The sequence below is a fragment of the Sporosarcina sp. D27 genome (assembly GCF_000586555.1).
GTDB lineage: Bacteria > Bacillota > Bacilli > Bacillales_A > Planococcaceae > Sporosarcina.
Map to the genome: position 1 here is coordinate 17756 of NZ_AZUC01000059.1, position 22601 is coordinate 40356.

A 22601-nucleotide genomic window follows, 5' to 3' on the forward strand; every position below is an offset into this window, starting at 1 on the left:
AAAAGTCATTGAATTGTGTCCCGATATCGAGAAACTTCGCTAAGTGTCGGAGAAATGAGCCAATGTGATGGAGAAACTTAGTCCAGTGTCGAAGAAAGCTCTCCACATGTCCGACAAACCTTAAGAACTGTCGGAGAACGGAGAAAATGTAGCTGACAGAGAAGTAGCTCATCCCTAATCGCGAGAAGCGCCACCAAATAGAACTCTAAAAGCCATTGAATTGTGTCCCGATATCGAGAAACTTCGCTAAGTGTCGGAGAAAAGAGCACATGTGATGGAGAAACTTAGTCCAGTGTCGAAGAAAGCTCTCCACATGTCCGACAAACCTTAAGAACTGTCGGAGAACGGAAGAAGGGGGCTGGAACAGAGGTAGACCGTCCCTTAACGTGCGAAACGCAACCATTTATTCACAAATTTCTACAAACCTTAGAAACTTGTGAATGAACATTGTCAAAAGGATCTTACTTCAGTCATAATGGAAAGAATAGTGTAGGAGGCGATCGGAATGTTAGGACAAATTAGAGGGAGATTGAGTCAATTCTCTAAAACAGAACTACGAATTGCGGAGTATATTCTGAACCATGCGGAACTGATCCCAACAATGACAACTAAAGAATTGGCAGCAAAGACTGACGTTAGTGAAGCTTCAGTAGTACGCTTTACGAAAGCGGTAGGAATTGGTAGCTTCAAAGCATTCAAGATTTTAATGGCACAAGAGCTTGCAACAACGGAAGAGTATATAACGGACTTTTCAATCACTCAAAAAAAGGATTCACCATACGAACTATTTCAGAAAGTTGTACATGTCAATCGAGGCGCTATCGATCTACTACTTGCTTCAATCGAAAAGAAAGAACTCGAAAAGGCGGTAAAAGCGTTTCAATCGGCGCACAGAATATTGTTTTATGGGGTAGGTGGTTCTGCGATTGCAGCGATGGACGCTCAATTCAAGTTTTCAAAACTCGGGTACCAAGTGGAGTATCATGCGGATTTCCATTATATGCTCTCGGTTATCCCTTTTTTAAGCGAGAACGATGTGTTTGTCGCAATCAGCATGTCTGGTGAAACCAAGGATGTCATTGAACTCGCAAGGTTTGCGAAAAAACAAGGTGCTACTCTTATCGGCATTACCAACTTGAACAAATCTCCTTTGTCGAAGGAATCGGATATTCAACTTGCAACACCGAATGTTGAGAAGGATTTTCGAGTTGGAAGTATTACATCACGTATGACTCAACTTACAGTAATCGATAGTTTGTATATTAGCTTAGTAAACCAAATGGGCGAGACTATAATAGATCGCTATCAGAATGCTCGGGAACAGGCGGTGAAATTGAGAAGATAACGAGTTTTGCATAAAATGAAATTATATTTCATATAATTCAACTAAACTATTGACTTGTAATTTCCTTAAAGCGTACAATGAAGCCAATGAAACGTTGAAAGGAGTGGGCGAATGCTTGAGAAGTTAGGCACTGAACAACGCAATCCTCATACGATGTCATTGGATACTATGAGTGTTGCAGACGTACTGACCGCTATGAATAAAGAGGATGGATCCGCGATTGAGGTGATTCATGCACAGTTGCCGACCATTGAAAAAACGGTCAATGCAGTAATAGATTCGTTTCAAAAGGGTGGAAGGCTGATTTATATCGGTGCTGGAACAAGTGGACGACTTGGTATTTTGGATGCTGTTGAATGTGTGCCGACGTTTGGAGTATCTCCTGACATGGTAGTCGGTTTAATAGCCGGAGGATTGAAAGCGTTCACAAAGGCTGTGGAAGGTGCCGAAGACAATCCAGCGCTCGGAATCCAAGATTTAAAGGACATCCAGCTGAATGAAACCGATACGGTCATCGGTATCGCAGCAAGCGGTAGAACCCCTTACGTCATTGGCGCACTGGATTACGCACGCAAAACTGCTGCTCATACAATTAGTATTAGTTGTAATGAAGGTGCTGAAATGAGTAGTCATGCAGACATTGCAATTGAACTTCCAACAGGACCTGAAGTGTTAACGGGTTCAACACGACTAAAAGCCGGAAGTGCACAGAAAATGGTGCTGAATATGATTTCAACGGCTGCAATGATTGGCATTGGAAAGGCGTACGAAAACTTGATGATCGATGTGCAAGCGACGAACTTGAAACTTCAAGAGCGCTCTAAACGCATCATTATGGAAGCAACTGGGGTGGATCTACATACTGCAACGTCTTTCTATGAAGCTTCTGGCAAGCATGTGAAAACAGCGACCGTCATGATCTTACTTGATTGTTCCAAAGAACAGGCACAAGAACGGATTGAAGCAACAGGCGGATTTGTTAGAAAAGCTACACAGCAAGCATAAAGGGTTTTGAAAAATCATTCACTAGTAGGAAGAGAGAGGGAGGGTACAGGATGAGAAAAGAGCAACAAATGGCGACGGGCATACTGGAACACGTTGGCGGCAAAGAGAATATTCGTAAAATCGCCCACTGTATGACACGACTTCGCCTAACATTGAAAGACGATAGTAAAGCAGATATTGCCGCGTTGAAAAAAGTTGAAGGCGTCATGGGGGTTGTCGTCGATGAAACACTACAAGTCGTCATTGGCCCTGGAACTGTAAATCGAGTTGCGGATGAAATGAGCCAGTTGACGGGTCTTGGCATCGGAGAAGAGTCTGAGCCGGAGTACGACAGTCTGACATTTGAAGAACGCGCTGCGATTGACAACGAACGTAGAAAAGAGAAAAACCGTACACCGTTCAAAAATTTCTTAAGACGTATTGGTAACATTTTCATCCCACTGATCCCGGGACTTGTTGCTTCAGGGATTATCAATGGAGCTGCAAACTTTGCGAAAAACGCAGGTGTGGATCCTACTCAGACATGGATGCAGATTTTACTACTTCTCGGATCGAGTGTCTTCACGTACTTAGCGGTGATTGTCGGTTGGAACACTGCGAAAGAATTTGGTGGAACACCTGTACTTGGTGCGATCGCCGGAATGTTCTTATTCAATCCATTCCTTGCAGAGATTACGATTTATGGTGAACCTTTAGTTGTCGGTCGAGGTGGTTTATTCGGAGTCATTTTTGCAGCATTCCTTATGACGTTTGTTGAAAAGAATGTGCGTAAAGTGATGCCAGCAGCGATTGATATCATCTTTACACCACTAGTTACCGTACTCACTGTCGGTTTCTTCTCACTCTATGCAATTGTACCGGTTGCGGGTCTGTTAGCTGACGGCATTACAAAAGGATTGATCGCCGTTCTGGACGTAGGTGGGGTTGTCGCAGGTGCTGTCCTTGCAGGATTCTTCCTTCCGCTCGTTATGGTCGGATTGCATCACGGACTCACACCAATCCACTTGGAATTGATCAACACATATGGAAATACGGCATTGCTGACGGTTCTCGCAATGGCTGGAGCTGGGCAGGTCGGTGCAGCAATGGCAATCTTCGTGAAAACGAAAAACCGTCGTCTTCGTAATATCATCAAGGGTGCATTACCTGTTGGCTTCCTCGGTATCGGAGAACCATTGTTATACGGGGTTACGTTACCACTCGGTCGTCCGTTCATCACCGCTTGTATGGGTGGCGCACTCGGTGGTGCCTTCCAAGCAGTGATGCACACGGCAGCGACAGGAATAGGTGTATCAGGGATATCACTCATTCCACTAATTGATGATGGCAAGTACTTGTTCTACTTCCTTGGACTGCTCATCGCTTATGGTGGCGGATTCCTATTCACGTACCTGTTTGGTTTTAAAGAAGAAATGGCACGCGATATTTAACAAAAACAGCATTCATCTCCATTAGCTATAATGGGGATGAGTGCCTTACTTTTTTATACGAGAAAAGGATGGTGAACGAGATGCTTGGCATGTCTGTCTATTTAGGAACAGTAAGCTTTGCGGAACACGAACAGCGCATAAGAGAAATGAATGCTGCTGGCTTCCAGTCTATTTTTACATCACTTCATATTCCAGAAAATGATGCATCTGCATATAAGGATGAAGTTCAACAACTTGGGAAATTAGCACGAGAACTCGGGATGGAGTTGATGGTGGATGTGAGTCCAAGTGCGCTCGATAGTCTTGGATTCACATTGGACCAAGCAGAAGGATTACTAGAATGGGGAATCAGCGGATTACGTCTAGACTATGGGAGTGCTCCAAAGGTCATAGCTGAGTTGTCGCAAGTAATGCGAGTTGCGTTGAACGCTAGTACAGTCACACATGAAGAACTGAGTGAGATGAAAGCTGCTGGACTTCGACTTGAAGCAACCGAAGCGTGGCATAATTTTTATCCACGACCGGAAACGGCACTTGGTCTCGAAGATTTTTTAAAACGAAACAACTGGCTCCACGAGGAAGGTGTGGAGGTCATGGCGTTTGCACCCGGTGATGGACAACTACGAGGGCCGCTGTTTGAAACGTTGCCGACGCTCGAAAAACATCGACAAGCATCTCCACTTGCAGCAAGTTTGGAACTAATGACCGATGCACATGTTGATAAAGTACTCATTGGAGATCCTGGATTAAGTAAGGCAAGCTTACTACAATTTGGAGCGTATCAAAAAAACAAAATCCGTCTCCGTGCGAAGGCGGCAGAACAAGCAGATGACCAAGCACTGGAAAGAGCTGCGACCCTACATACGAATCGTCCAGACAGTGCGCGCGACGTCATTCGTTCCAGCGAATCCCGTCCAGCGGCTATGAAATCAGGCAGTTCAGTTCCAGCGCAGTATTGCGCACCTCGACCAGAAGGAACAATTACCGTCGATAATGAGCGATATTTGCGCTATCAAGGTGAACTTCAAGTGACGAAAACAGAATTGGCTGCTGACGAGCGTGTGAACGTCCTCGGACAAGTTATTGAAGAAGACGTAGACTTACTGAATTACATCGGTGGCAATCAGCAATTTGAAATAGTTTGGGTTTGAAAACATCTCCTCTGACGATGTGCAGAGGAGGTGTTTTTAGTTGGCTTTAAATATATGAATCAGTAAAAATTAGTGCGATGTGGAACTATTTTTCAATTTAATGAGTCTATTAGCGTCGGACTATGTTACTATAAGAGGGAATAAGTTTTTAGTTTTTATTCCCACTACTATCTAGTGTGATTGCGGAGGAAATGCGAATGACAGACGAATTGTTGACTTCCATGCGTGAAAAGGCTTTAGAGTTACGAGTGGAAGGTCGTTATAAAGAGTTAATTGAGCATTGTGATGTATTACTAGAAAAAGGATTGAAACAACAAGACCATAAGGCTGTACTGTGCGCGCATATTCATCATGCCTCCGCTTTCTATAGCGTCGGTGCGATTGAAGAGGCGTTTTTAAGTGTCGACGCACATCTACAATATTGTTCCCAATATGGAGATGAAAACGAACAACTGAACGGGATTAACATCCTTGTCATTTTGTACGATTACAATAGAGAATACGAAAAAGCAAAGGGCGCATTAATGCGAGGCATAGAATTGGGTACACGTCTTAAGCATTGGAATATGGTTAGTAATGCCTACAGTAATTATAGCCATATTTGTGCGTGTGAGAAAGATTATGAAGGTGCTCTTGAAAATGGTCTGATTGGGCTTGAAATGGCAGAAAGGTACGTGCCCGAAGTTCCAATCCTCAAATTTCGAGTGAAGTTAAACATTGCGAATGCTTACGTGGGACTTGACGATACAAGTCATGCAGGACCGATGGTTGAACAGATGTTGGCAGACCCTATTTTATCCACATATATACGGGAAAGAGCTCAGTGTTACGATTTGTATGGTCGCTATTTAGTGAAGAACAATGAGTTTTCAAGTGCTCTGGAAGCATTTGAAGTTGCTACAAATCACGCGACAGAGATTCAAGATCTTCTATTATTGAAGGAGATTCAAGAAAGACGCTGTGATTTATGTGAAATTCTAGATGATCGACAACTAGGATTTGTCGTGCAGCAAGAATATATTAAGGTTTTAAAGACTTTACAAGAACAGGAATTAGCAAAAACTGCGTTAAAACTTGAAGTGAAGCATAATGTTGCCTCCATTGAACGCAATGCTAAAGTAGATTATCTGACTCGATTATTCAACAGAAGACATTTAGAAGATGTCGCATCGAATTGGTTAGCACAAGCTGCTGAGGAGGGCAGATCTGTGACCTGTATTGCACTGGATTTGGATAATTTCAAGTCAATCAATGATACATATGGTCATTTGGCGGGCGATGAAGCCTTGCGTGAAATTTGTACAACTTGCCGAAAAGTATTGTGGAAGTCGGACTCAACGGAATTATTAGCACGATATGGGGGAGATGAACTGGTTTTCATCTTAAACGGGGAAACTTTGGATAACGCGAAGGAGCGAGTCAACCAACTTCTAGCTGAAATTCAGAAACTGAGGATTACTTTCAATGAACAGCCAATACCTATCACTGTGAGCATTGGCATGACAGACAATGCCAACGGAGCGTACTCAAAGTTTGCTGATGTATTTTATCGTGCCGACCAAGCATTATATCAATCAAAAGCGAATGGAAAAAATCAAGTGTCTGCATTTGAGAGTTCTGTAATGCAGTGATGTTGAAGTAGCGATCACCTTCTATCATGGAGGTGTTTTTTTCGTTCTACAGAGGAAGAGAAGTGGGTATTGAACTTGTAGGGCATCAAAAAAACGCCTCGCCATAAGAGCGAAGCGTCCAGAATCATTGGTTATCAAGTTCCATCTTTTTCAAATGGATCTTTGAAATCTTTCCTGCTGCCGTCATTGGAAATTGTTCAAGGAATTCGAGTTCGCGCACCTTTGAGTAGTGGACGACACGCTCGTTCGTATATGTCATCAGCTCTTCTCCGCTAAGCGTACTTCCTGGTTTAACGATAACAAATGCTTTTGGAATCTCACCGACACCTTCTGCAGGCTTTCCGATGACGATCGCATTTTGTACATCAGGATGAGAGACGATTACTTCTTCAATTCGGCTCGGATATACATTATACCCATTATAAATAAGCATCTCTTTTTTACGATCCACAATCGCGAGGTAGCCGTCTTCATCAATAATCCCGATATCTCCGGTGTGTAGCCAGCCACCACGTAATGTGGAAGCAGTCTCCTCGGGTTTGTTGAAATAACCTTTCATCACTTGAGGTCCATAAATACAAATTTCACCGCTCTCACCAGGTGGAAGCGCATCTTCGCTCATCCCATCGAGGGAAACAACTTTAATCTCTGTATTGTATGTGGGCAGTCCGACTGTTCCTATTTTATGGGTACCCCCTGCCAAGCAGACGCTACCTGCTACTGATGCTGTCGCTTCTGTAAGACCATAGCCTTCACCAACACGAGCATTCGGGAACATTTCTTTCAGCAAGCCCATCTCTTTTTGAGAAAGCGGGGCAGCTCCTGAACTGACGTTACGAATCGTTGAAAAATCGTACGAATCGATGCCTGGTAAGTTCAATAAGACATTCCACATTGCAGGTGCTCCATTAATTGATGAAACTTTGTATTTCTCCATTAATTCCAAGAATTGTGTAGGCACAAAGCGATCAGGTAGTAGTGTTGTAACTCCTTGTGCCATCGGGGAAACAATCATTCCGATGCCTCCAGTAATGTGAAACAGGGGAGAGGGACTTAACCGGATTTCTTCCCCAAGAGGAATCAAATACTTCTCCTTGTAAGCCTCCGGATCTTGTTCTACCGCTACAAAACGAAGTGCTCCGTCTTCATCTACTACTGGCAATGCCCCAGCTGTCCAGGCTGCTATTTGTGTAATGTTGCTAACAAGGTTTGCGTGTGTGATCATAACGCCCTTAGGACTTCCAGTTGTACCACCCGTATAAGCGATGTGCACTAAATCTTCTTGAGGATCGATACCAGGATTGAATTCTTCATCAGATGCAGCAGATTTTAATGCTGCAAAACTATGCCAGCCGTCGTAGGAAGACACATCAACGGGGGTATCGTTGGTATAAATCTCAGATTCACCAGTCATGATGACGTGCTGGACACCTGTAATTGCTAGAACTTCCGCGAGCGTACCCGCAACAGATTCATGGGTGACAACTACACGTGTTTCCGAATCATTCAGCTGATACGTTAAATCACCAACTGGCAAATACGGATTTAGAGGCGAATACGCTGCGCCAGACAGAATAATTCCATAGTACGCAGCGACGTATTGAGGGCAAGTAGGCAAATGGGTAGAGACTGTCATGCCGCGACCTACTCCGAGTGTGCGAAGTGCATTCGCAAATCGTTTTGCTTCAGTGTAAATCTGGTTATACGTAATAGGTGTATCACGATAGATGTAAGCATCTTTCTCCCCGTATTGCTTCACGCTACCTTTTAATATGGCACCTGCCGTGACGTTCGGAATGTCGAGTGTTTCTGGCAAATCTTGATCGTAGTTTTCTCTTTTCGAAAGTTTAACGTTCATTTAACCACCGCCTTCTCGAGATATGTCCCAATCCATGAATCGTACGAAGTTTGTAGTGTCCCGGCAGGTAATGAAACCAACCGAGACGCTGAATTACAACTCAATTACACATGCTTTCTCTCGAGAATAGTCCTCGATTGAGTCAGTTCCGAATCCACTACTCTTTACGCCACCAAATGGAAGATCCACTCCAACTCGTGCATACGTGTTTACCCATACATTTCCTGCTTCAAGTGAAGCAATCATACGATGTGCGCGACTTAAATCCTTCGTCCAGACGCCCGCAGCTAGTCCGAATTCTGTTCCGTTTGCTAGCTCTATTGCTTCTTCTTCAGTATCGAACGGAATCATAACTGAAACAGGACCGAAAATTTCTTCCTGACAAACTCGTAATGTATTGGACTCTGATTTAAGAAGAGTAGGTTCGATCCAATAACCATCCGCTAAGTCGCTTCGATCTGGAATAAGTTCAGATCCACCGGAGCGTCCACCGTAAACAAGTTCTGCACCTTCGTCCAACCCTAGTTGGATATAAGAACGTATTTTTTCATACTGCGATTTGTTTGCGATAGGGCCAGTAGTTGTCGTTGAATCTAGAGTTGCTCCAAACTGTTTCAACTCTGGATTTTGAAGATAATTTTTAATCCCTTCAGCTACCTGATCAATAATCGACCGATGAACGAGCAGACGTGAACTTCCGACACAAAGTTGGCCAGAGTTTCCTGTGAAAATACTATATGAACTAATGGCCTCAACCGCTTTTTCTATATTGGCATCTTCAAATAGGATATTGGCAGACTTTCCACCAAGCTCAAGGATCAAAGGCTTTGGTTTGCCAGCCGTTGCTTTCGCAATTGAGGTAGCAGTACCCCCTGAACCTGTTAAACTCACTTTATCAACAGCAGGGTGTTCGACGAGTGTATCTCCAATTTCAGAGCCTGGTCCACAAATGACGTTGAGAACGCCTTCAGGGAAAACATCTTTCAACAGGTTAGCAAGATGAAGAGAAGAGACCGCCGATTGTTCGGACGGTTTGATGACAACTGTGTTTCCTGCAGCTAGTGCATAAGCCGCTTTAATTGAAAATGTAAACAGAGGCGCGTTCCACGGTGTAATACCAACGACGACTCCATAAGGTTCCCGTAATGTGTACCCAAGACTTGTTGGACTCATAGGAACGGTTTGACCTCGATTTGCTTCTGAAGCTTTGCCCGCTGCATCTATCCAAACTTGCTGCAAGACAGGAATTAGTCCGTATGTGGTTTCCCGAATTACCCAGCCATTGTCTTGTGTTTCAAGAGCAGCGAGCTCGCCGCCATTCGCGGAAATGATTTCAGCAGCATCACGCAAACACGCTGCTCGTTCTCCAGCAGATAATGCTTTCCACGCAGGAAATGCTTTCTGAGCCGCTTCGATTGAGCTCACTGCGTCTTCCTTGGAACTTTTTGGAACTCGTGCCCACGCTTTACCAGTAGAAGGGTCAATGCTATCTGTAAGTGCACCATCTGTTGCTGCACGCAATTCTCCACCAATCAAGTTTTGAAACTCTTTCAAGTCTGTTGACACTGCCATATTCATTCTCCTCCTTATTTAGCTATGATTTTTTCTTGTGTATCGTGGGTACATTTCGTCAACATTGCAAAGTTCCTGTAAATTATGGAATGTGATCATAAATTGCGATATATCCCTCATAAACCGCAAAAAGTGATCATAAACTCTAGAAAGTGCTCATAAACCGCGAGAAGTGCTCATAAACTCTAGAAAGTGCTCATAACCCGCGAGAAGTGCTCATAAACTCTAGAAAGTGCTCATAACCCGCAAGAAGTGATCATAAACTCTAGAAAGTGCTCATAACCCGCGAGAAGTGCTCATAAACTCCAGAAAGTGCTCATAAACCCGCGAGAAGTGCTCATAAACTCTAGAAAGTGCTCATAAACTTCAAAATGTGCTCATAACACATTAACCATCAGCCCGATCCAGCTATTCACATGCTATAAATTCAAGAAACCGGGACTGCATCACGTTTGGCAGGAGTTGAATGCCAGCCAAGTGATTGTGCGGTTACTCTACGCGAATCACGCACGGAACCGAAATAGTTTTCATAATAGCGTGCACGCTTCAAATACAGCTGCACATCGAGTTCTTCAGTGAATCCGATGCCGCCATGGATCTGAATCGAATCTGCCGCAGCTTTGATAAATGCCTTGGAAATGAACGACCGAGCGCTATGGACGGCAGCTGCTTTATCCTCAGAATTCGTTTCAACAGCCCAAGCAGCATAGTAGGAAAGGGAACGTGCTGTCTCTAAATCCAGCTTCATATTGACGATGCCGTGCTTAATCGCTTGAAAACGTCCGATTGGCTGATTGAACTGCACACGAATCTTTGCGTATTCTCCTGTCATTTTGACGAGTTCATCCATTCCTCCAACCATGCTGGAGCATAGAGCTGCATTGAAATGTAACAAACCATCTTTCAACATGTCAGTGGCATGACCCGGTTCACCAAGCAACTCACCCGGTGCATTGGTTAACGTGATTTTAGCTAGCTGTTGGGTTTCATCAAGTACAGAAAGCGTCCGGAATGATGCAACATCACTCGCTTTTACAAGGAATAACGACTTACCTTCAGCAGTTTGTGCACTCGTAATGAACGTATCGGGATCTCCGATTACAGGGACAAGAGTTTTAGTACCTGTCAGTGCATAGCCACTTTCTGTTTTCGCTGCAATACAGCTAAAGGAATTTGGGAACAAACTACCGTCACGCTCATACCAGGCGACAGAAATAGAGCTTTCTCCAGATGCAACTTTCGGAAGGCGAGTTGCCTTTTGTGCAGTTGTCCCAAACGCCTCGAGTAACGGAACTGCGAGTGCCAGCGTCTCAAGTTGAAGTCCAGGTAATAAGACTCTTCCGGTTTCTTCGAAAACTGGAACAAGATCGAGTGCGCCAAGACCGAGACCATCTACTTCTTCAGATACGGGGATAGCGGTTACACCCATTTCAGCAAGCCCGGATGTAGCTGTAGCAACAACATCCAATTTACCGCTAATGACGGCACGTGCGGCTTCCGTTCTGTCTAAATCATTCATATATTTACGAATCGCTGTTCGAAATAGCTCTTGTTCTTCGCTTAATGCAAAATCCATAGTAGTCACCTCACCTTTTTCGTTATCGTCCTAAGTCTTTCGGGAGTCCGAGAATACGCTCACCAATTGTATTGCGCTGAACTTCACTCGTCCCTCCGCCAATCGTTGCTCCGAATGATGCAAGATACTGGCTTTGCATCTCAGCATCGAATATGGAATCATCGTTCGTTAACACGCCAGCATGACCTTGAATTGTCATTGCGAAGTCGAAAAGTTCTTTCGTTAACTCACTGACTAGCAATTTATCAAGTGAACTTTCAGGGCCAGGACGACCATTTTTGAGCGTGTGTGTAATATTCCGATAGTAATTTAGCTTGGCACCGTTAATACGAGCATATAAATCAGCAAGTCCGTCTTCAACGAAAGGGTCATCGATCAGTAGACAGCCATTAACACGGACAGTTCTCGCCATTTCAATTACTTGTTCGAATTGTTGCTCCAGCGTAAACACTTGAGCTGCGATACCTGAACGTTCGTGAAGCATGAGTGCAATGAGGACAGCCCATCCTTTTCCTTCTTCACCGACGATATCCTCGTCAGTTGCGATGGCATCGGTTAAATAGACTTCGTTGAATTCTTGATGCCCATCCATTTGAACAATCGGACGCGTTTCGACACCATCTTGGTCCATATCGAGAAGGAACACGGTAATGCCTTCGTGTTTCTTTTCCGATTGGCTCGTTTTCGTCAGTAGGAAACACCGGTCTGCCAGATGTGCAAAACTCGTCCAAACCTTTTGTCCGTTAATGACCCATTTGCCATCTTTTTTCACAGCAGTTGTCTGGAGAGCGGTAAGGTCGGATCCTGCACCCGGTTCTGAATACCCTTGGCTCCAAACTTGTTCACCAGTTAGGATTTTTTCGATGAATTCTTCTTTTTGCGCATCCGTTCCCATTTGCATGAGGGTCGGCGCGACCATGTGAATACCGATATAGTTCACAAGGGGAGGGGATTGGACGCGAACCATTTCTTGGTGATAAATGATTTCTTCCATAAGCGTCGCATCACGGCCACCGTATTCTTTCGGCCAGGAAATCGCTGCCCAACCGCCTTCATATAGCGTCCGTTGCCAATCGCGCAGGAATTTCGAGTAGTGTTCATTGTCATCAGAAAGCTTCCGATCACCTTGCAGCCAACCTTTCGGCAAATTCACCTCAAGCCAGCCACGCAGTTCCCCACGAAACTTCTCCTCTTTTTCCGTAAATGTAAAATCCATAGAGACACACCCTTTCTCATTCTTTCTCTCTTTCTTACTTTCTTTTTAAAAAGGTAGATAGTAGGGCTTACCTGATCCGTTGATTGAAGCGCAAGACGGCGACTCCAGCGGAATCAGCGAAGATCGAAGACCCCGCAGAAAAAGTCGTAACGTAGAACGGCTTTTGCGACCATAAGCAAAGCGTTGGGAGCACAGGGATGCCTTAATTTCTGTAAGGTGCGCAGAAATACGGCAAATCGAACTCTTCGTGGTTCGATTGGCTGAGATCAAGCCCCTCGGAAAGCGTCCACCCATAACGTAGATCAACCCCGTCTACTACCCCCGTGCCAGTACCCACTGCGGCAACGCGCGGTCATCCGTAATATCCACCCACGTCATCTTCAATGGCATGCCAATCTCAACATCTCCCGGATCACACTCAATAATATTCGCCATAATCTTCACATCTGGCGCAGCATCCAGTGCAGCCACCGTGATCACAGTCGGCAACTCATGCTGGAACCCAGGTAAAAATGGTCGATACGAAACGATATAGGAATACACCGTCGCCGAAATATCCGAACCCAGCAGTTCCCACTCCGTCTCCGGACTTCCGCAAGTCGGACAAGCTGGGCCAGGGGGGTGAATGAACGTGCTACACGCAGAACACTTCTGAAGTTTAAGTTCATGTCGATCCGCGGCATCCCAATACTCGTGATTATCAGGGGTCTTCAACGGAATCGGCTTTTCATATGCAGTCTGTTTAGTCATCAAGACGCCTCCTTTAATTTCGTAAAATCATCGCACCTGCAATGTCAGGACCGGCCCATCCAGTAGCAATCCCGAGCTCGCAATCCTTCACTTGGCGCTCTGTCCCTTTATAGTCATGTCGTAATTGTCGAACGAGTTCCAAGACGTTATTCATTCCATGTGTATAGCCTTCAGAAAGCATGCCGCCGGCAGTGTTGGAAGGAAGACTTCCTCCCAATTTCAAATTGCCCGCCGCAACGAAATCACCGACTTCACCACGTTTCGCAAACCCGTATGATTCAAGCTGTCGTAGAACAACCCAACTGAAGCAATCGTAAATCGAAGCGACTTGTATATCTTCAGGTTTCACACCAGCGGACTTGTATAGATCAGCTGCTGCGTGATCCGCGGCCACTTCATCGACTTGTGTCCAGTAATGCACTTGGGAATGTGTCGTCCGAGGTGCCATGCCAGCAATGAAAACCGGCTTCGATTTGCAGTTTTTCGCATTCGATGCAGACGTCACGATGATTGCATTCGCTTCATCCAATTCCACACAACAGTCATGGATATTGAATGGCATACTGATGTCAGGTGTTGCGAGATACGTTTCCATATCGAGTGGTTTTCCATTCAAAAATGCATTCGGATTCCGTTGTGCGTGTTCATAAAAACTAATACACACATGTCCTAAATGCTCTTTCGTAATTCCCGTTTCATGCATATGTCGATTCGCGAACATCCCGAACCATTGAGAAGGGCTTGCAGAACCGTATGGCATGATGAAACTACCACCTGGCAGCATTTCCTGAAGCATGTTCGGATCATAACCTCGTCCTACTTGTACACCCGAACTCCCATTCATCGAACGATAAATGAGAACGGTTTCTAACATACCGGCTTCAATTAATGCAACTGCATCTGCAATCAGCAGCTCCGTACTACTGCCACCTCCACTCACGTCTTTTACATATTTAGGATGACATCCAAGGTAAGTTGCGAGTTCGTGTGAAGGGCATGAATCGCCGCCAGTGGAATAGTTCATGATCCCATCGAGATCTTTAGCTTCCAACCCAGCATCTGCCAATGCATTACGTGCTGCAGTGAGCGCCATATGAAGGGGAGTCGTACCTGATTTGCGGGAGCGCTGATTTTCCCCGACACCGACGATTGCGCATTGATTTGAATAAGTTGACATCTGTGCGACCTCCTTAGTCAGTCGTTCTCGATTTTACAAGTAAGCGTTGCAGATCCAGTTCCAACACGTTCACCAGGTGCTTTCTCTGCATTCAATTCAAGTTCTGCTACACGTTTGCCATCGATTTCAATGAGTTGCTTCACAACACCACTACACGTAATCGCGTCACCGGGCTTCGTCATCGCGCCGAAACGCATGTTGAATTTGCTGACGATTGCTTCAGTTCCAGCAAGTTCCTGAACGTATTGTCCGAGAAATCCCATAATGAGCATGCCATGTGCAATGACACCATCCATGCCGATGCTTTTAGCGAACGCATCATCAGTATGGAGAAGATTCAAATCGCCTGAGGCTTGAGCATACTGGACGAGTTGTTCATGTGTTACAGGTGGTTTCGCGAGAGAAGGAAGTTGCATCTCCTTGTGCAATTCTGAAAACGGAATTTTTGTAATCGCTTTCATTCAATTAGCCCCCTTTTTTGCGGGTCTATAGATAATCGTGTTTCGCGATACTGCGGCAAGAACACCATCTTCAGTTTTCATCTCCGTATCGAGAACGAGGAATTGCATCGTCCCGCTTTTCCCGACGCGGTCGTACACATCAGTTACAGTCATCGTACATTCAAGTCGATCTCCAATTCGGACTGGCTTGTGGTAGATGAATTCCTGTTCACCATGCAACATTCGTTTGAAGTCCAATTTCAGTGGAAACTTAGCATTGCTACCAAGTGCAACTAAAAAGGTGGGTGGAACAGTCATCCCTTCATAAGCAGTGTCAGCCGCGTAGGTTTCATCAAAATAGAGGGGATTCTCATCACCGACTGCTTGAGCAAAGCGGGTGACACGCTCTCGATCGACTTCAGCAATATAAGGTTTGCTTGCGATCCCAATCATGCTTTTATCTAAATCCATGAGGCACCTCCATAAGTATTCTTTTAAAATTCCGCCTAATTAAAATAGTATGTTAATTTTATTGACAGCACAATGTATGAATCTCTATAGTTAGCAGTAGATAATTAGAGATTATTCCATAGAGAGAAGGAGAGCGCTGTGTCACTACCTATTGAAACCTTATTAAAACGGATTGGAATCACTTCTCCTTATTCAATTTGGATTGCGAAGGATGAACTGCAACAAGTCTATCCGCTCGTCAACCCGAATGGAATGTCTCCTCCAAAAACGACGCAAGGAAAACCTATTGAAGTCATACAAGATGAAGGAAGAAGTGCCATGCAGTTCACGTATTCCCAAGATTATCGGGTCATCTTATTAATAGATGGAGAATTTAATTTGGATGAAATCGAACTTGAAATGCTCTTCGACTTTTTGCACAAAGAATATTCTGAGTATTCTGATGAAACCGGGCGTACCAAGCTAGCGCGCATTGTCGACAGCATTCGCTATACGACCGCGTCACTCGACTTGGAAGACGTATTTTCGAACATATTGACGCATACGCTCGACGTCATCACGAATGCCGATTATGGAACGCTTTGGTTGTTGGATGAAACACGAGGGAAAATCATCTGTAAGGCATCGGAAGGGTATCGGTTTGAAGAGATTCAACAAATGGAATTCGACTTAGGGGAAGGCCCAGTTGGCTATGCATTCGAAGTTGGAAATCCCGTTCTAATTACGGATCCAAGAGATTTGGAATATGAGAAAGTCAAACGGATCTCACAGGAAAATAAGCGACGTTGGGGAAGAAGAGTTGAGGATATCACCAATATCAGGTCAGTGATTGCCTACCCAATCGGAGTGGACGGTCGTATTGAATGTGTCATGTATTTAGGGCAGATAAATTCAGACCAACTGCTGACTGAGCGGGATTTGTGGCTGTTACAAATCTTTACGACCCAGGTTGGAATCGCAATCCGCAATGCAAAACAGTTCGCCAACATTCGTGAATTGAACGAAAAGCTAGTGCAGCGGGATGCCATTCACGCAACGCTCACTGAGTTGTCGGTCCGAAATATGGGAACTGAGAAAATGATTGATGAGTTAAGTAAGATGGCGGGGCAACCTTTAGTGTTCGCGGATTTGTTAGTCAACGAAATGATCCCATCATCTGCAAATCTACCTTCAGGCGTATCATTCAAAGATTTGCTAGAGAAGATTAAGCTAGAAGGTATTGCAAAAACAATTATACTAACCGGATCGGGTGACATCGTTTTGTATCCGATTCGATCGGGATCTGTTGTTCTCGGCTGTCTTATTTCTACATCCTCGCAAAAGTTAGAGCGGATTGGTGAGTTAGCTATTGAACAAGGAAGTGTCCTACTAGCACTGGAGCGGGTGCAAAAGCAGAATGTGTTGGCGTTCTATTATAAAACTCAGCGAGAGCTGTTTGATGAATTATTACACGCAACGAATCCAGACGTTTTGAATAAAAAAATGGAAGCGCTCGGTATTCGGAATATGGATGGATTTGTGGTTGCAATGCTCCAGGTAACTGGATGCTCGGATCCACAGGAGCTAGAAGCCCACATATTCAGATTGATTGCAGAACTGCGTTCAACAGTAAGCGGACTCATTCAAACGATATTCGGATGGCAAAACAAAGTGATTTTAGTAGCAGGAGTGGCAGGACAATCACAATTATCAATTTTTGAGAAGAAGCTCGAGGACTTAATATTCCAACGAACCAAGGCGGACTCAGACTATGAACTTCACGGTGGAATTGGTTCACTCGTTCATGAAATGAGCCAAATCGAACAAACGTATCGAGAGGCAGAAATCGCACTGACCAATCCGCTTGAAGGACAGCGGAATCATCAGCTGGTACGCTATATCGATATTGGAATTAGCCGATTGTTCACGAGCCGCAATACGGAAGAAGTGAGTAAGTTTCTGACAGATATCTTTAATCCGCTACGTGAAGCAGATCGGTCAGACGGAACGCTGGAACAGACTCTCCTTACTTATTTTGCAAGTAATCGCTCAGCAGGCGAAGCGGCTAACAAGTTACACATACACATTAATACGTTGTACCAACGGTTAAAAAAGATAGAAGAAACATTAGATCTCTCGTTGAAGAATACGGACGACGCCCTCCAGTTGCAACTCGCTTGTTACTTAAGGCAACGAGCTTGATCCAAAAAAATGCCGCCAAAATCGAATGACTCGATTTGGCGGTATTTTCAATTAGAGCATCGTATCGTCATCTGAACGCCGTCGAGCAGCATCCCGTTGCTCTGTGAAATCGGGTTCCTCTCCGAATTCTGTTCCGTAATTAGGATTTGAGAACCGAGTGTGCTCCACATCAGAATCGGTCGCATCATCCGTTTCAAACAATATCCCGAGACTGACGATTCCGCTGATTCCTACTAATGTGTAAACAATTCTAGACAAAATAGAAGCCTGTCCGCCGAACAAGGTGGCAACTAAGTCGAATTGGAATAATCCAATAAGACCCCAATTTAACGCCCCGATAATGACGAGAACGAGTGCAATTCGTGTAACGATTCGCATGTTTTCAACTCCTTTTCTAATTAGGACTTCATTTTCTAATTGTAGAAAATCATCCAACCTTAGCTTTTGTTAAAAGTTGTTTTTCATACATCCATAAACATTAAAAAAAGCGACCTAGAGAAGGTCGCTGAAAAATATCATATCGTTATCGATGCAACCGCTCGCTATTAAACAAAAATTGCTCAAAGTAAAGCTCTTTCTTTGTTTGGGCAGAATGACTAAGTAATGTGTGTAATCGACCATTTTGTTGATGAATGATATGTAAAGAGGCTGCTACTGTTACTTTGATACCAGTGGAAAACGTAAGTTCAGTCGTCTTTTTGTCAATTTCTCGAGTTGTGAAGAAATGATTGAAAATCCAGCAGCACGTATCGTGTTTAGAGGAGCTGGTCGGAAAAACTCCGACGCCTTCAGAGAGAATGAATGGAGGTTTTTGCTTAAACTTCAACACTTCAAAAGCCGCTTGTTTTTGTATACGTTTAGTTGTTTGGTTATGCAAGCAGGCTAAGTTGAGAAGTTCCACAGGTGATTTTTTTGAAGTGTATGTTCCGTGTAGTGTTACAATTTTGGATCGACTTCCATAATCATCTTTGTGAGCCATTAGTGCTAAAGCTTGGCTATCAAGCAAATAACTTTCACAATTCATTCCGATTCATCTCCTATAACTGTTTAATAGTTCCATTATACGACATTCTTAGTAATTGGAATAGTGTGAAAAAGTAATTATTTTACGACATAATTCGACAGATAATTAGGGCGTTGGTATGGTAGTTGATTAGATTGAATATGCCTACATCGTAGTTATTGAGTTCACCATGTTTTGAAAAAAGTACTATCGAGTTGCTGAGTGAGTATTATTGATCTAATATAAGCGCGTATTAAGAAGTAACTTCTTTAAGATCAATTCAAAAAGTATTTATAGATACTTTTTGCGGTCATTCGAAATCCACAGGCTAATATAGATCCTGAGCACGTGTTTCGATAGCGGATAGCAGGGGAAAGTATTCTAAAGGATTTGGCACTGTATAAGAGTGCGGTTTTGCCGTATTAGCGATTCAAGAAGCCGAAAATCGCTTAAGAATTTGCACAGAAAATCTATAAGTATTTGAAGCGATACGAAAGTGCGATGACTTTGTTGGTATGGAGTGGAATGAAGTTAGAAAAGATGACGACTATTTAAAGCCGAAAAAAGCACATCACAAAGCGTATGGATGAGGAGATTATTTTTGTTGATAGGAATGAATTGCATTTCTTGAGTAAAGGAGGAATTTAGATGCACACGTTTAACAAAGCGCTGCTCATCTATAATGAGCATGCTGGGAATGATGACGTGGAAGCGAAACTTGCGGCGGTTATGCCGGTTCTTGGGAAAGCAGTGAAAGAGTTGACGGTTGTGCGCCCAGAAAGTTCTGATGAAACGCGCCGTATTTGTGAAACGTCAAGTGACATGGAGCTCGTTATAATCTTGGGTGGGGATGGAACGGTTCATCAATGCATAGACGCGATTTCGAAGCTTGACGTGCGACCGCTACTTGCAATTTTACCTGGTGGGACATCGAATGATTTCACGCGAACACTGGGCATTCCTCAAAATTTACGGGATGCTGTTGAAGCATTGCTAACTGGAGAAATCCGATCAATCGATGTAGGAAGAGAAGGAAGTCAGCATTTCATTAACTTTTGGGGGATCGGGCTCGTGACAGAAACATCTAAAAATGTCGATGACGGACAAAAGAAGAGTTTCGGTCCGCTAAGTTACATGGCAAGTACGATTCGAACGATGCGTGAAGCGGAAAGTTTTCCGTATCATATTGTTTCGGATGGAATCGACATAGAAGGTGTGGCCATTGCCATATTTGTGTTGAATGGTAGCTCGCTCGCGACGACGCCGATTCCAATAGGAGCAATTAGTCCATCTGATAGCAAACTGGATGTACTCGTAGTGAAAAATTCCAATTTAACGACGCTTCTTGAGTTGATGTCGCTACGGAAGCCTGAAGCGGATACGTCGCAACTCAATATGTTGGAGTATATGCAAGTGAATGAGTTGCAAATAGATGCTCCGAGTCAGCGGAGAGTGGATATGGACGGGGAGCTATACGATTTTCAATCAGGATGTATTCAATTACTTCCTGGGCACTTGAGGATGTTGGTACCCATTATAAAGTGAAGTATTTTAGCGCTTCGTCTTTCGGGATGGGTCGTTTTTACGTTGTCGATCAAAACTGTCGTATTCTTGATGAATTGCAAGGGTTTGTCCATCACATAATCTAATTACTCAATCATACAACTGCATTTCTCCGACACATCACAAAGTTTCTCGATAACGGGACACAATTCAACTGAGTTAAGGGATTAATTGGTAGCGCACCTCTTGTTGTGTAGGCTATTCCGCTGCATAAATGTTCCCTGTGACACTAGGGAACGTTTCTCGACCAGATAAATGAGTTTGTCAGACACTTAGAGCGATTTCTCGATCGCATAGTGCCCTTTACCAATCAAATTCCTGCATTTCTCCGACACCTCCCGAAGTTTCTCGATAGCGGGACACAATTCAACGGCGTTAAAGGATTAATTGGTAGCGCTGCGCTTGTTGTGTAGGCTATTCCGCTGCAGAAACGCTCCCTGTGACACTAGCGAATGTTTCTCAATCAGATATATGATTTTCTCCGACACTTAGAGCGAATTCTCGATCACATAGTGCCCTTTACCAATCAAATCCCTACATTTTTCCGACACATCCTGAAGTTTCTCGATAACGGGACACAATTCAACCTCATAAAGGGATTTATTGGTTGCGCATAACTGCACTGTACTTCGCTGAGTTTGTCCAAAATCACATCCAAAACAAAAAAGCGCACCCAATTCACTCGGTGCGCCCCTTCAAACTTCACTTAAATACTTGAGCAGCCTTCACTGCCTTTTGCCAACCGCCATATAAAGAATCGCGTTCTGCATCGTCCATCTTCGGCTCAAACTCTCGATCGAGCTGCCAACGATCCGCAATCTGCGAGCAATCTTTCCAGAATCCGACCGCAAGGCCCGCCAGATAAGCAGCTCCGAGTGCGGTTGTTTCATTAATAGAAGGACGTTCAACGGGTACGCCTAATAAGTCCGCTTGAAATTGCATTAAGAAGTTGTTAGCGACAGCACCGCCGTCTACTCGCATAGACTTCAACGAAATACCTGAATCGGCTTCCATCGCGTCCAAGACATCTTTTGTCTGATAGGCGAGAGATTCAAGAGTCGCCCGGATGAAATGCTCTTTCTCCGTTCCGCGAGTCAATCCGAATACAGCCCCGCGGACATCGCTATCCCAATGAGGTGTACCGAGCCCGACAAACGCTGGGACCACGTATACGCCATCGGAAGACGTGACACGCTCTGCATAGGCTTCGCTTTGTTCGGAACTGCGCAACATCCGCAGTCCATCGCGCAGCCATTGAATCGCTGAACCGGCCACAAAAATACTTCCTTCCAACGCATACTCAACTTTTCCGTCAAGTCCCCAAGCAATTGTCGTCAATAGACCGTTTTCGGATTGAACAGCTTCTTCACCCGTGTTCATCAACATGAAACAACCTGTGCCATACGTACTTTTCACCATGCCTTTTTCAAAACAAGCTTGCCCGAAAAGTGCAGCTTGCTGATCTCCAGCAATGCCTGCAATTGGAACCGCGCGACCGAAAAACTTACTCGGTTCCGTTTGCGCATACACTTCCGAGGAGGGTCGGACTTCCGGAAGCATCGCGGCGGGGACATCCAAAATATCCAGCAATTCTTCATCCCACTGCAAATCGTGAATATTGTACATCAGCGTACGGGAAGCGTTTGAGTAATCTGTTATGTGCGCCTCGCCACCCGATAATTTCCACACAAGCCAAGTGTCGATTGTACCGAATAACAAGTCCCCACGTTCTGCCTTCTCGCGAGCGCCTTCCACATGGTCAAGAATCCATTTCACTTTCGTACCGGAGAAATAAGGATCAATAAGAAGCCCTGTTTTCTTGCGAATCAAATCCGAATGGCCAGCCTTTTTTAACTTTTCACAAATACTAGATGTTTGACGGGACTGCCATACAATTGCATTGTAAATTGGATTACCCGTTGCTTTATCCCAAACGACCGTTGTTTCTCGTTGGTTTGTAATCCCGATACCTGCAATTTGATCAGGAGACAAATTTTTCTCTGACAACACACCTGCGATTACGGACAAAATTGAACTCCAAATTTCGGTGGCATTATGCTCGACCCATCCAGTTTGTGGAAAATATTGCTTGAATTCTTGTTGCGCAGTGAACACTGATTCACCTTGTTCATTGAACAAAATAGCCCGTGAACTGGTTGTACCTTGGTCAAGTGCAAGCATATACTTCTCTTTCATAGAAATTCCTCCAATCATAGTTGAGTACTTTTCTAA

The 22601-nt window shown here is 44.3% G+C and carries 18 protein-coding genes; 7 read left to right on the top strand and 11 right to left on the bottom strand.

Translation table 11 applies throughout. From position 1 onward, the window contains the following. Positions 1-505 precede the first annotated feature (505 nt). The 5 genes from N693_RS0115935 to N693_RS0115955 all read left to right on the top strand — a co-directional run bounded on the left by N693_RS0115935 (position 506) and on the right by N693_RS0115955 (position 6562). Positions 506-1345, top strand: coding sequence for a MurR/RpiR family transcriptional regulator (locus N693_RS0115935; RefSeq protein ID WP_037593545.1), 840 nt, complete (start codon positions 506-508; stop codon positions 1343-1345). Positions 1346-1456: 111 nt separating this feature from the next. Beyond that, entirely contained in the window at positions 1457-2350 is an 894-nt protein-coding gene (murQ, locus tag N693_RS0115940; protein WP_025785828.1) for an N-acetylmuramic acid 6-phosphate etherase, read from the top strand. A gap of 50 nt (positions 2351-2400) precedes the next feature. After that, positions 2401-3780, top strand: a complete 1380-nt coding sequence (locus N693_RS0115945) for a PTS transporter subunit EIIC (RefSeq protein WP_025785829.1) — start codon at positions 2401-2403, stop codon at positions 3778-3780. Positions 3781-3848: 68 nt separating this feature from the next. Beyond that, positions 3849-4931, top strand: coding sequence for a DUF871 domain-containing protein (locus tag N693_RS0115950; RefSeq protein ID WP_371257571.1), 1083 nt, complete (start codon positions 3849-3851; stop codon positions 4929-4931). 197 nt (positions 4932-5128) lie between these two features. After that, entirely contained in the window at positions 5129-6562 is a 1434-nt protein-coding gene (locus N693_RS0115955; protein ID WP_025785831.1) for a GGDEF domain-containing protein, read from the top strand. Positions 6563-6686: 124 nt separating this feature from the next. Here N693_RS0115955 and N693_RS0115960 read toward each other — a convergent pair whose 3' ends face one another. From N693_RS0115960 to N693_RS0115995, 8 genes are all read right to left on the bottom strand, one after another. Further along, the gene (locus tag N693_RS0115960; protein ID WP_025785832.1) at positions 6687-8420 is read right to left on the bottom strand and encodes an AMP-binding protein; all 1734 of its coding nucleotides are present in this window, start codon (positions 8418-8420) and stop codon (positions 6687-6689) included. Positions 8421-8513: 93 nt separating this feature from the next. Then, a complete protein-coding gene (locus tag N693_RS0115965) occupies positions 8514-9992 on the bottom strand; it encodes an aldehyde dehydrogenase (RefSeq protein ID WP_025785833.1) in 1479 nt (492 codons plus the stop codon). A 427-nt stretch (positions 9993-10419) separates the two neighbouring features. Then, complete coding sequence (locus N693_RS0115970) at positions 10420-11568, bottom strand: acyl-CoA dehydrogenase family protein (RefSeq protein ID WP_025785834.1); 1149 nt, start codon at positions 11566-11568, stop codon at positions 10420-10422. 22 nt (positions 11569-11590) lie between these two features. Beyond that, a complete protein-coding gene (locus tag N693_RS0115975; protein ID WP_025785835.1) occupies positions 11591-12784 on the bottom strand; it encodes an acyl-CoA dehydrogenase family protein in 1194 nt (397 codons plus the stop codon). A 315-nt stretch (positions 12785-13099) separates the two neighbouring features. Beyond that, the gene (locus N693_RS0115980; RefSeq protein ID WP_025785836.1) at positions 13100-13534 is read right to left on the bottom strand and encodes a Zn-ribbon domain-containing OB-fold protein; all 435 of its coding nucleotides are present in this window, start codon (positions 13532-13534) and stop codon (positions 13100-13102) included. 13 nt (positions 13535-13547) lie between these two features. Then, complete coding sequence (locus N693_RS0115985; protein WP_025785837.1) at positions 13548-14711, bottom strand: thiolase; 1164 nt, start codon at positions 14709-14711, stop codon at positions 13548-13550. A 17-nt stretch (positions 14712-14728) separates the two neighbouring features. Then, the gene (locus N693_RS0115990) at positions 14729-15172 is read right to left on the bottom strand and encodes a MaoC/PaaZ C-terminal domain-containing protein (RefSeq protein ID WP_037593547.1); all 444 of its coding nucleotides are present in this window, start codon (positions 15170-15172) and stop codon (positions 14729-14731) included. Beyond that, entirely contained in the window at positions 15173-15622 is a 450-nt protein-coding gene (locus N693_RS0115995) for a MaoC family dehydratase N-terminal domain-containing protein (protein ID WP_025785839.1), read from the bottom strand. A 138-nt stretch (positions 15623-15760) separates the two neighbouring features. Between N693_RS0115995 and N693_RS0116000 the strand changes: the two genes are divergently transcribed. Further along, positions 15761-17803: a helix-turn-helix domain-containing protein gene (locus N693_RS0116000; protein WP_025785840.1), complete on the top strand. Its 2043-nt coding sequence runs from the start codon at positions 15761-15763 to the stop codon at positions 17801-17803. A gap of 51 nt (positions 17804-17854) precedes the next feature. On the opposite strand, the gene N693_RS0116005 is transcribed toward N693_RS0116000, so the two are convergent. Continuing rightward, positions 17855-18181 (bottom strand): DUF378 domain-containing protein, encoded by a 327-nt coding sequence (locus N693_RS0116005; protein WP_025785841.1) that lies wholly within the window; start codon positions 18179-18181, stop codon positions 17855-17857. Positions 18182-18326: 145 nt separating this feature from the next. After that, on the bottom strand, positions 18327-18827 hold the full coding sequence (locus N693_RS0116010; RefSeq protein WP_025785842.1) for a competence protein ComK: 501 nt from the start codon (positions 18825-18827) through the stop codon (positions 18327-18329). Between the two features lie 627 nt (positions 18828-19454). Here N693_RS0116010 and N693_RS0116015 point away from each other — a divergent pair. Next, positions 19455-20351, top strand: coding sequence for a diacylglycerol kinase family protein (locus tag N693_RS0116015; protein ID WP_025785843.1), 897 nt, complete (start codon positions 19455-19457; stop codon positions 20349-20351). Positions 20352-21071: 720 nt separating this feature from the next. On the opposite strand, the gene glpK is transcribed toward N693_RS0116015, so the two are convergent. Beyond that, a complete protein-coding gene (gene glpK, locus N693_RS0116020; RefSeq protein WP_025785844.1) occupies positions 21072-22565 on the bottom strand; it encodes a glycerol kinase GlpK in 1494 nt (497 codons plus the stop codon). Positions 22566-22601 lie beyond the last annotated feature (36 nt).

What these genes read in the sequence shown, in the direction of transcription:
- N693_RS0115935 (WP_037593545.1), top strand. Translation starts at nt 506, where the DNA reads ATGTTAGGACAAATTAGAGGGAGATTGAGTCAATTCTCTAAAACAGAA.
- murQ (WP_025785828.1), top strand. Translation starts at nt 1,457, where the DNA reads ATGCTTGAGAAGTTAGGCACTGAACAACGCAATCCTCATACGATGTCA.
- N693_RS0115945 (WP_025785829.1), top strand. Translation starts at nt 2,401, where the DNA reads ATGAGAAAAGAGCAACAAATGGCGACGGGCATACTGGAACACGTTGGC.
- N693_RS0115950 (WP_371257571.1), top strand. Translation starts at nt 3,849, where the DNA reads ATGGTGAACGAGATGCTTGGCATGTCTGTCTATTTAGGAACAGTAAGC.
- N693_RS0115955 (WP_025785831.1), top strand. Translation starts at nt 5,129, where the DNA reads ATGACAGACGAATTGTTGACTTCCATGCGTGAAAAGGCTTTAGAGTTA.
- N693_RS0115960 (WP_025785832.1), bottom strand. Translation starts at nt 8,420, where the DNA reads ATGAACGTTAAACTTTCGAAAAGAGAAAACTACGATCAAGATTTGCCA.
- N693_RS0115965 (WP_025785833.1), bottom strand. Translation starts at nt 9,992, where the DNA reads ATGGCAGTGTCAACAGACTTGAAAGAGTTTCAAAACTTGATTGGTGGA.
- N693_RS0115970 (WP_025785834.1), bottom strand. Translation starts at nt 11,568, where the DNA reads ATGGATTTTGCATTAAGCGAAGAACAAGAGCTATTTCGAACAGCGATT.
- N693_RS0115975 (WP_025785835.1), bottom strand. Translation starts at nt 12,784, where the DNA reads ATGGATTTTACATTTACGGAAAAAGAGGAGAAGTTTCGTGGGGAACTG.
- N693_RS0115980 (WP_025785836.1), bottom strand. Translation starts at nt 13,534, where the DNA reads ATGACTAAACAGACTGCATATGAAAAGCCGATTCCGTTGAAGACCCCT.
- N693_RS0115985 (WP_025785837.1), bottom strand. Translation starts at nt 14,711, where the DNA reads ATGTCAACTTATTCAAATCAATGCGCAATCGTCGGTGTCGGGGAAAAT.
- N693_RS0115990 (WP_037593547.1), bottom strand. Translation starts at nt 15,172, where the DNA reads ATGAAAGCGATTACAAAAATTCCGTTTTCAGAATTGCACAAGGAGATG.
- N693_RS0115995 (WP_025785839.1), bottom strand. Translation starts at nt 15,622, where the DNA reads ATGGATTTAGATAAAAGCATGATTGGGATCGCAAGCAAACCTTATATT.
- N693_RS0116005 (WP_025785841.1), bottom strand. Translation starts at nt 18,181, where the DNA reads ATGCGAATCGTTACACGAATTGCACTCGTTCTCGTCATTATCGGGGCG.
- N693_RS0116010 (WP_025785842.1), bottom strand. Translation starts at nt 18,827, where the DNA reads ATGAATTGTGAAAGTTATTTGCTTGATAGCCAAGCTTTAGCACTAATG.
- N693_RS0116015 (WP_025785843.1), top strand. Translation starts at nt 19,455, where the DNA reads ATGCACACGTTTAACAAAGCGCTGCTCATCTATAATGAGCATGCTGGG.
- glpK (WP_025785844.1), bottom strand. Translation starts at nt 22,565, where the DNA reads ATGAAAGAGAAGTATATGCTTGCACTTGACCAAGGTACAACCAGTTCA.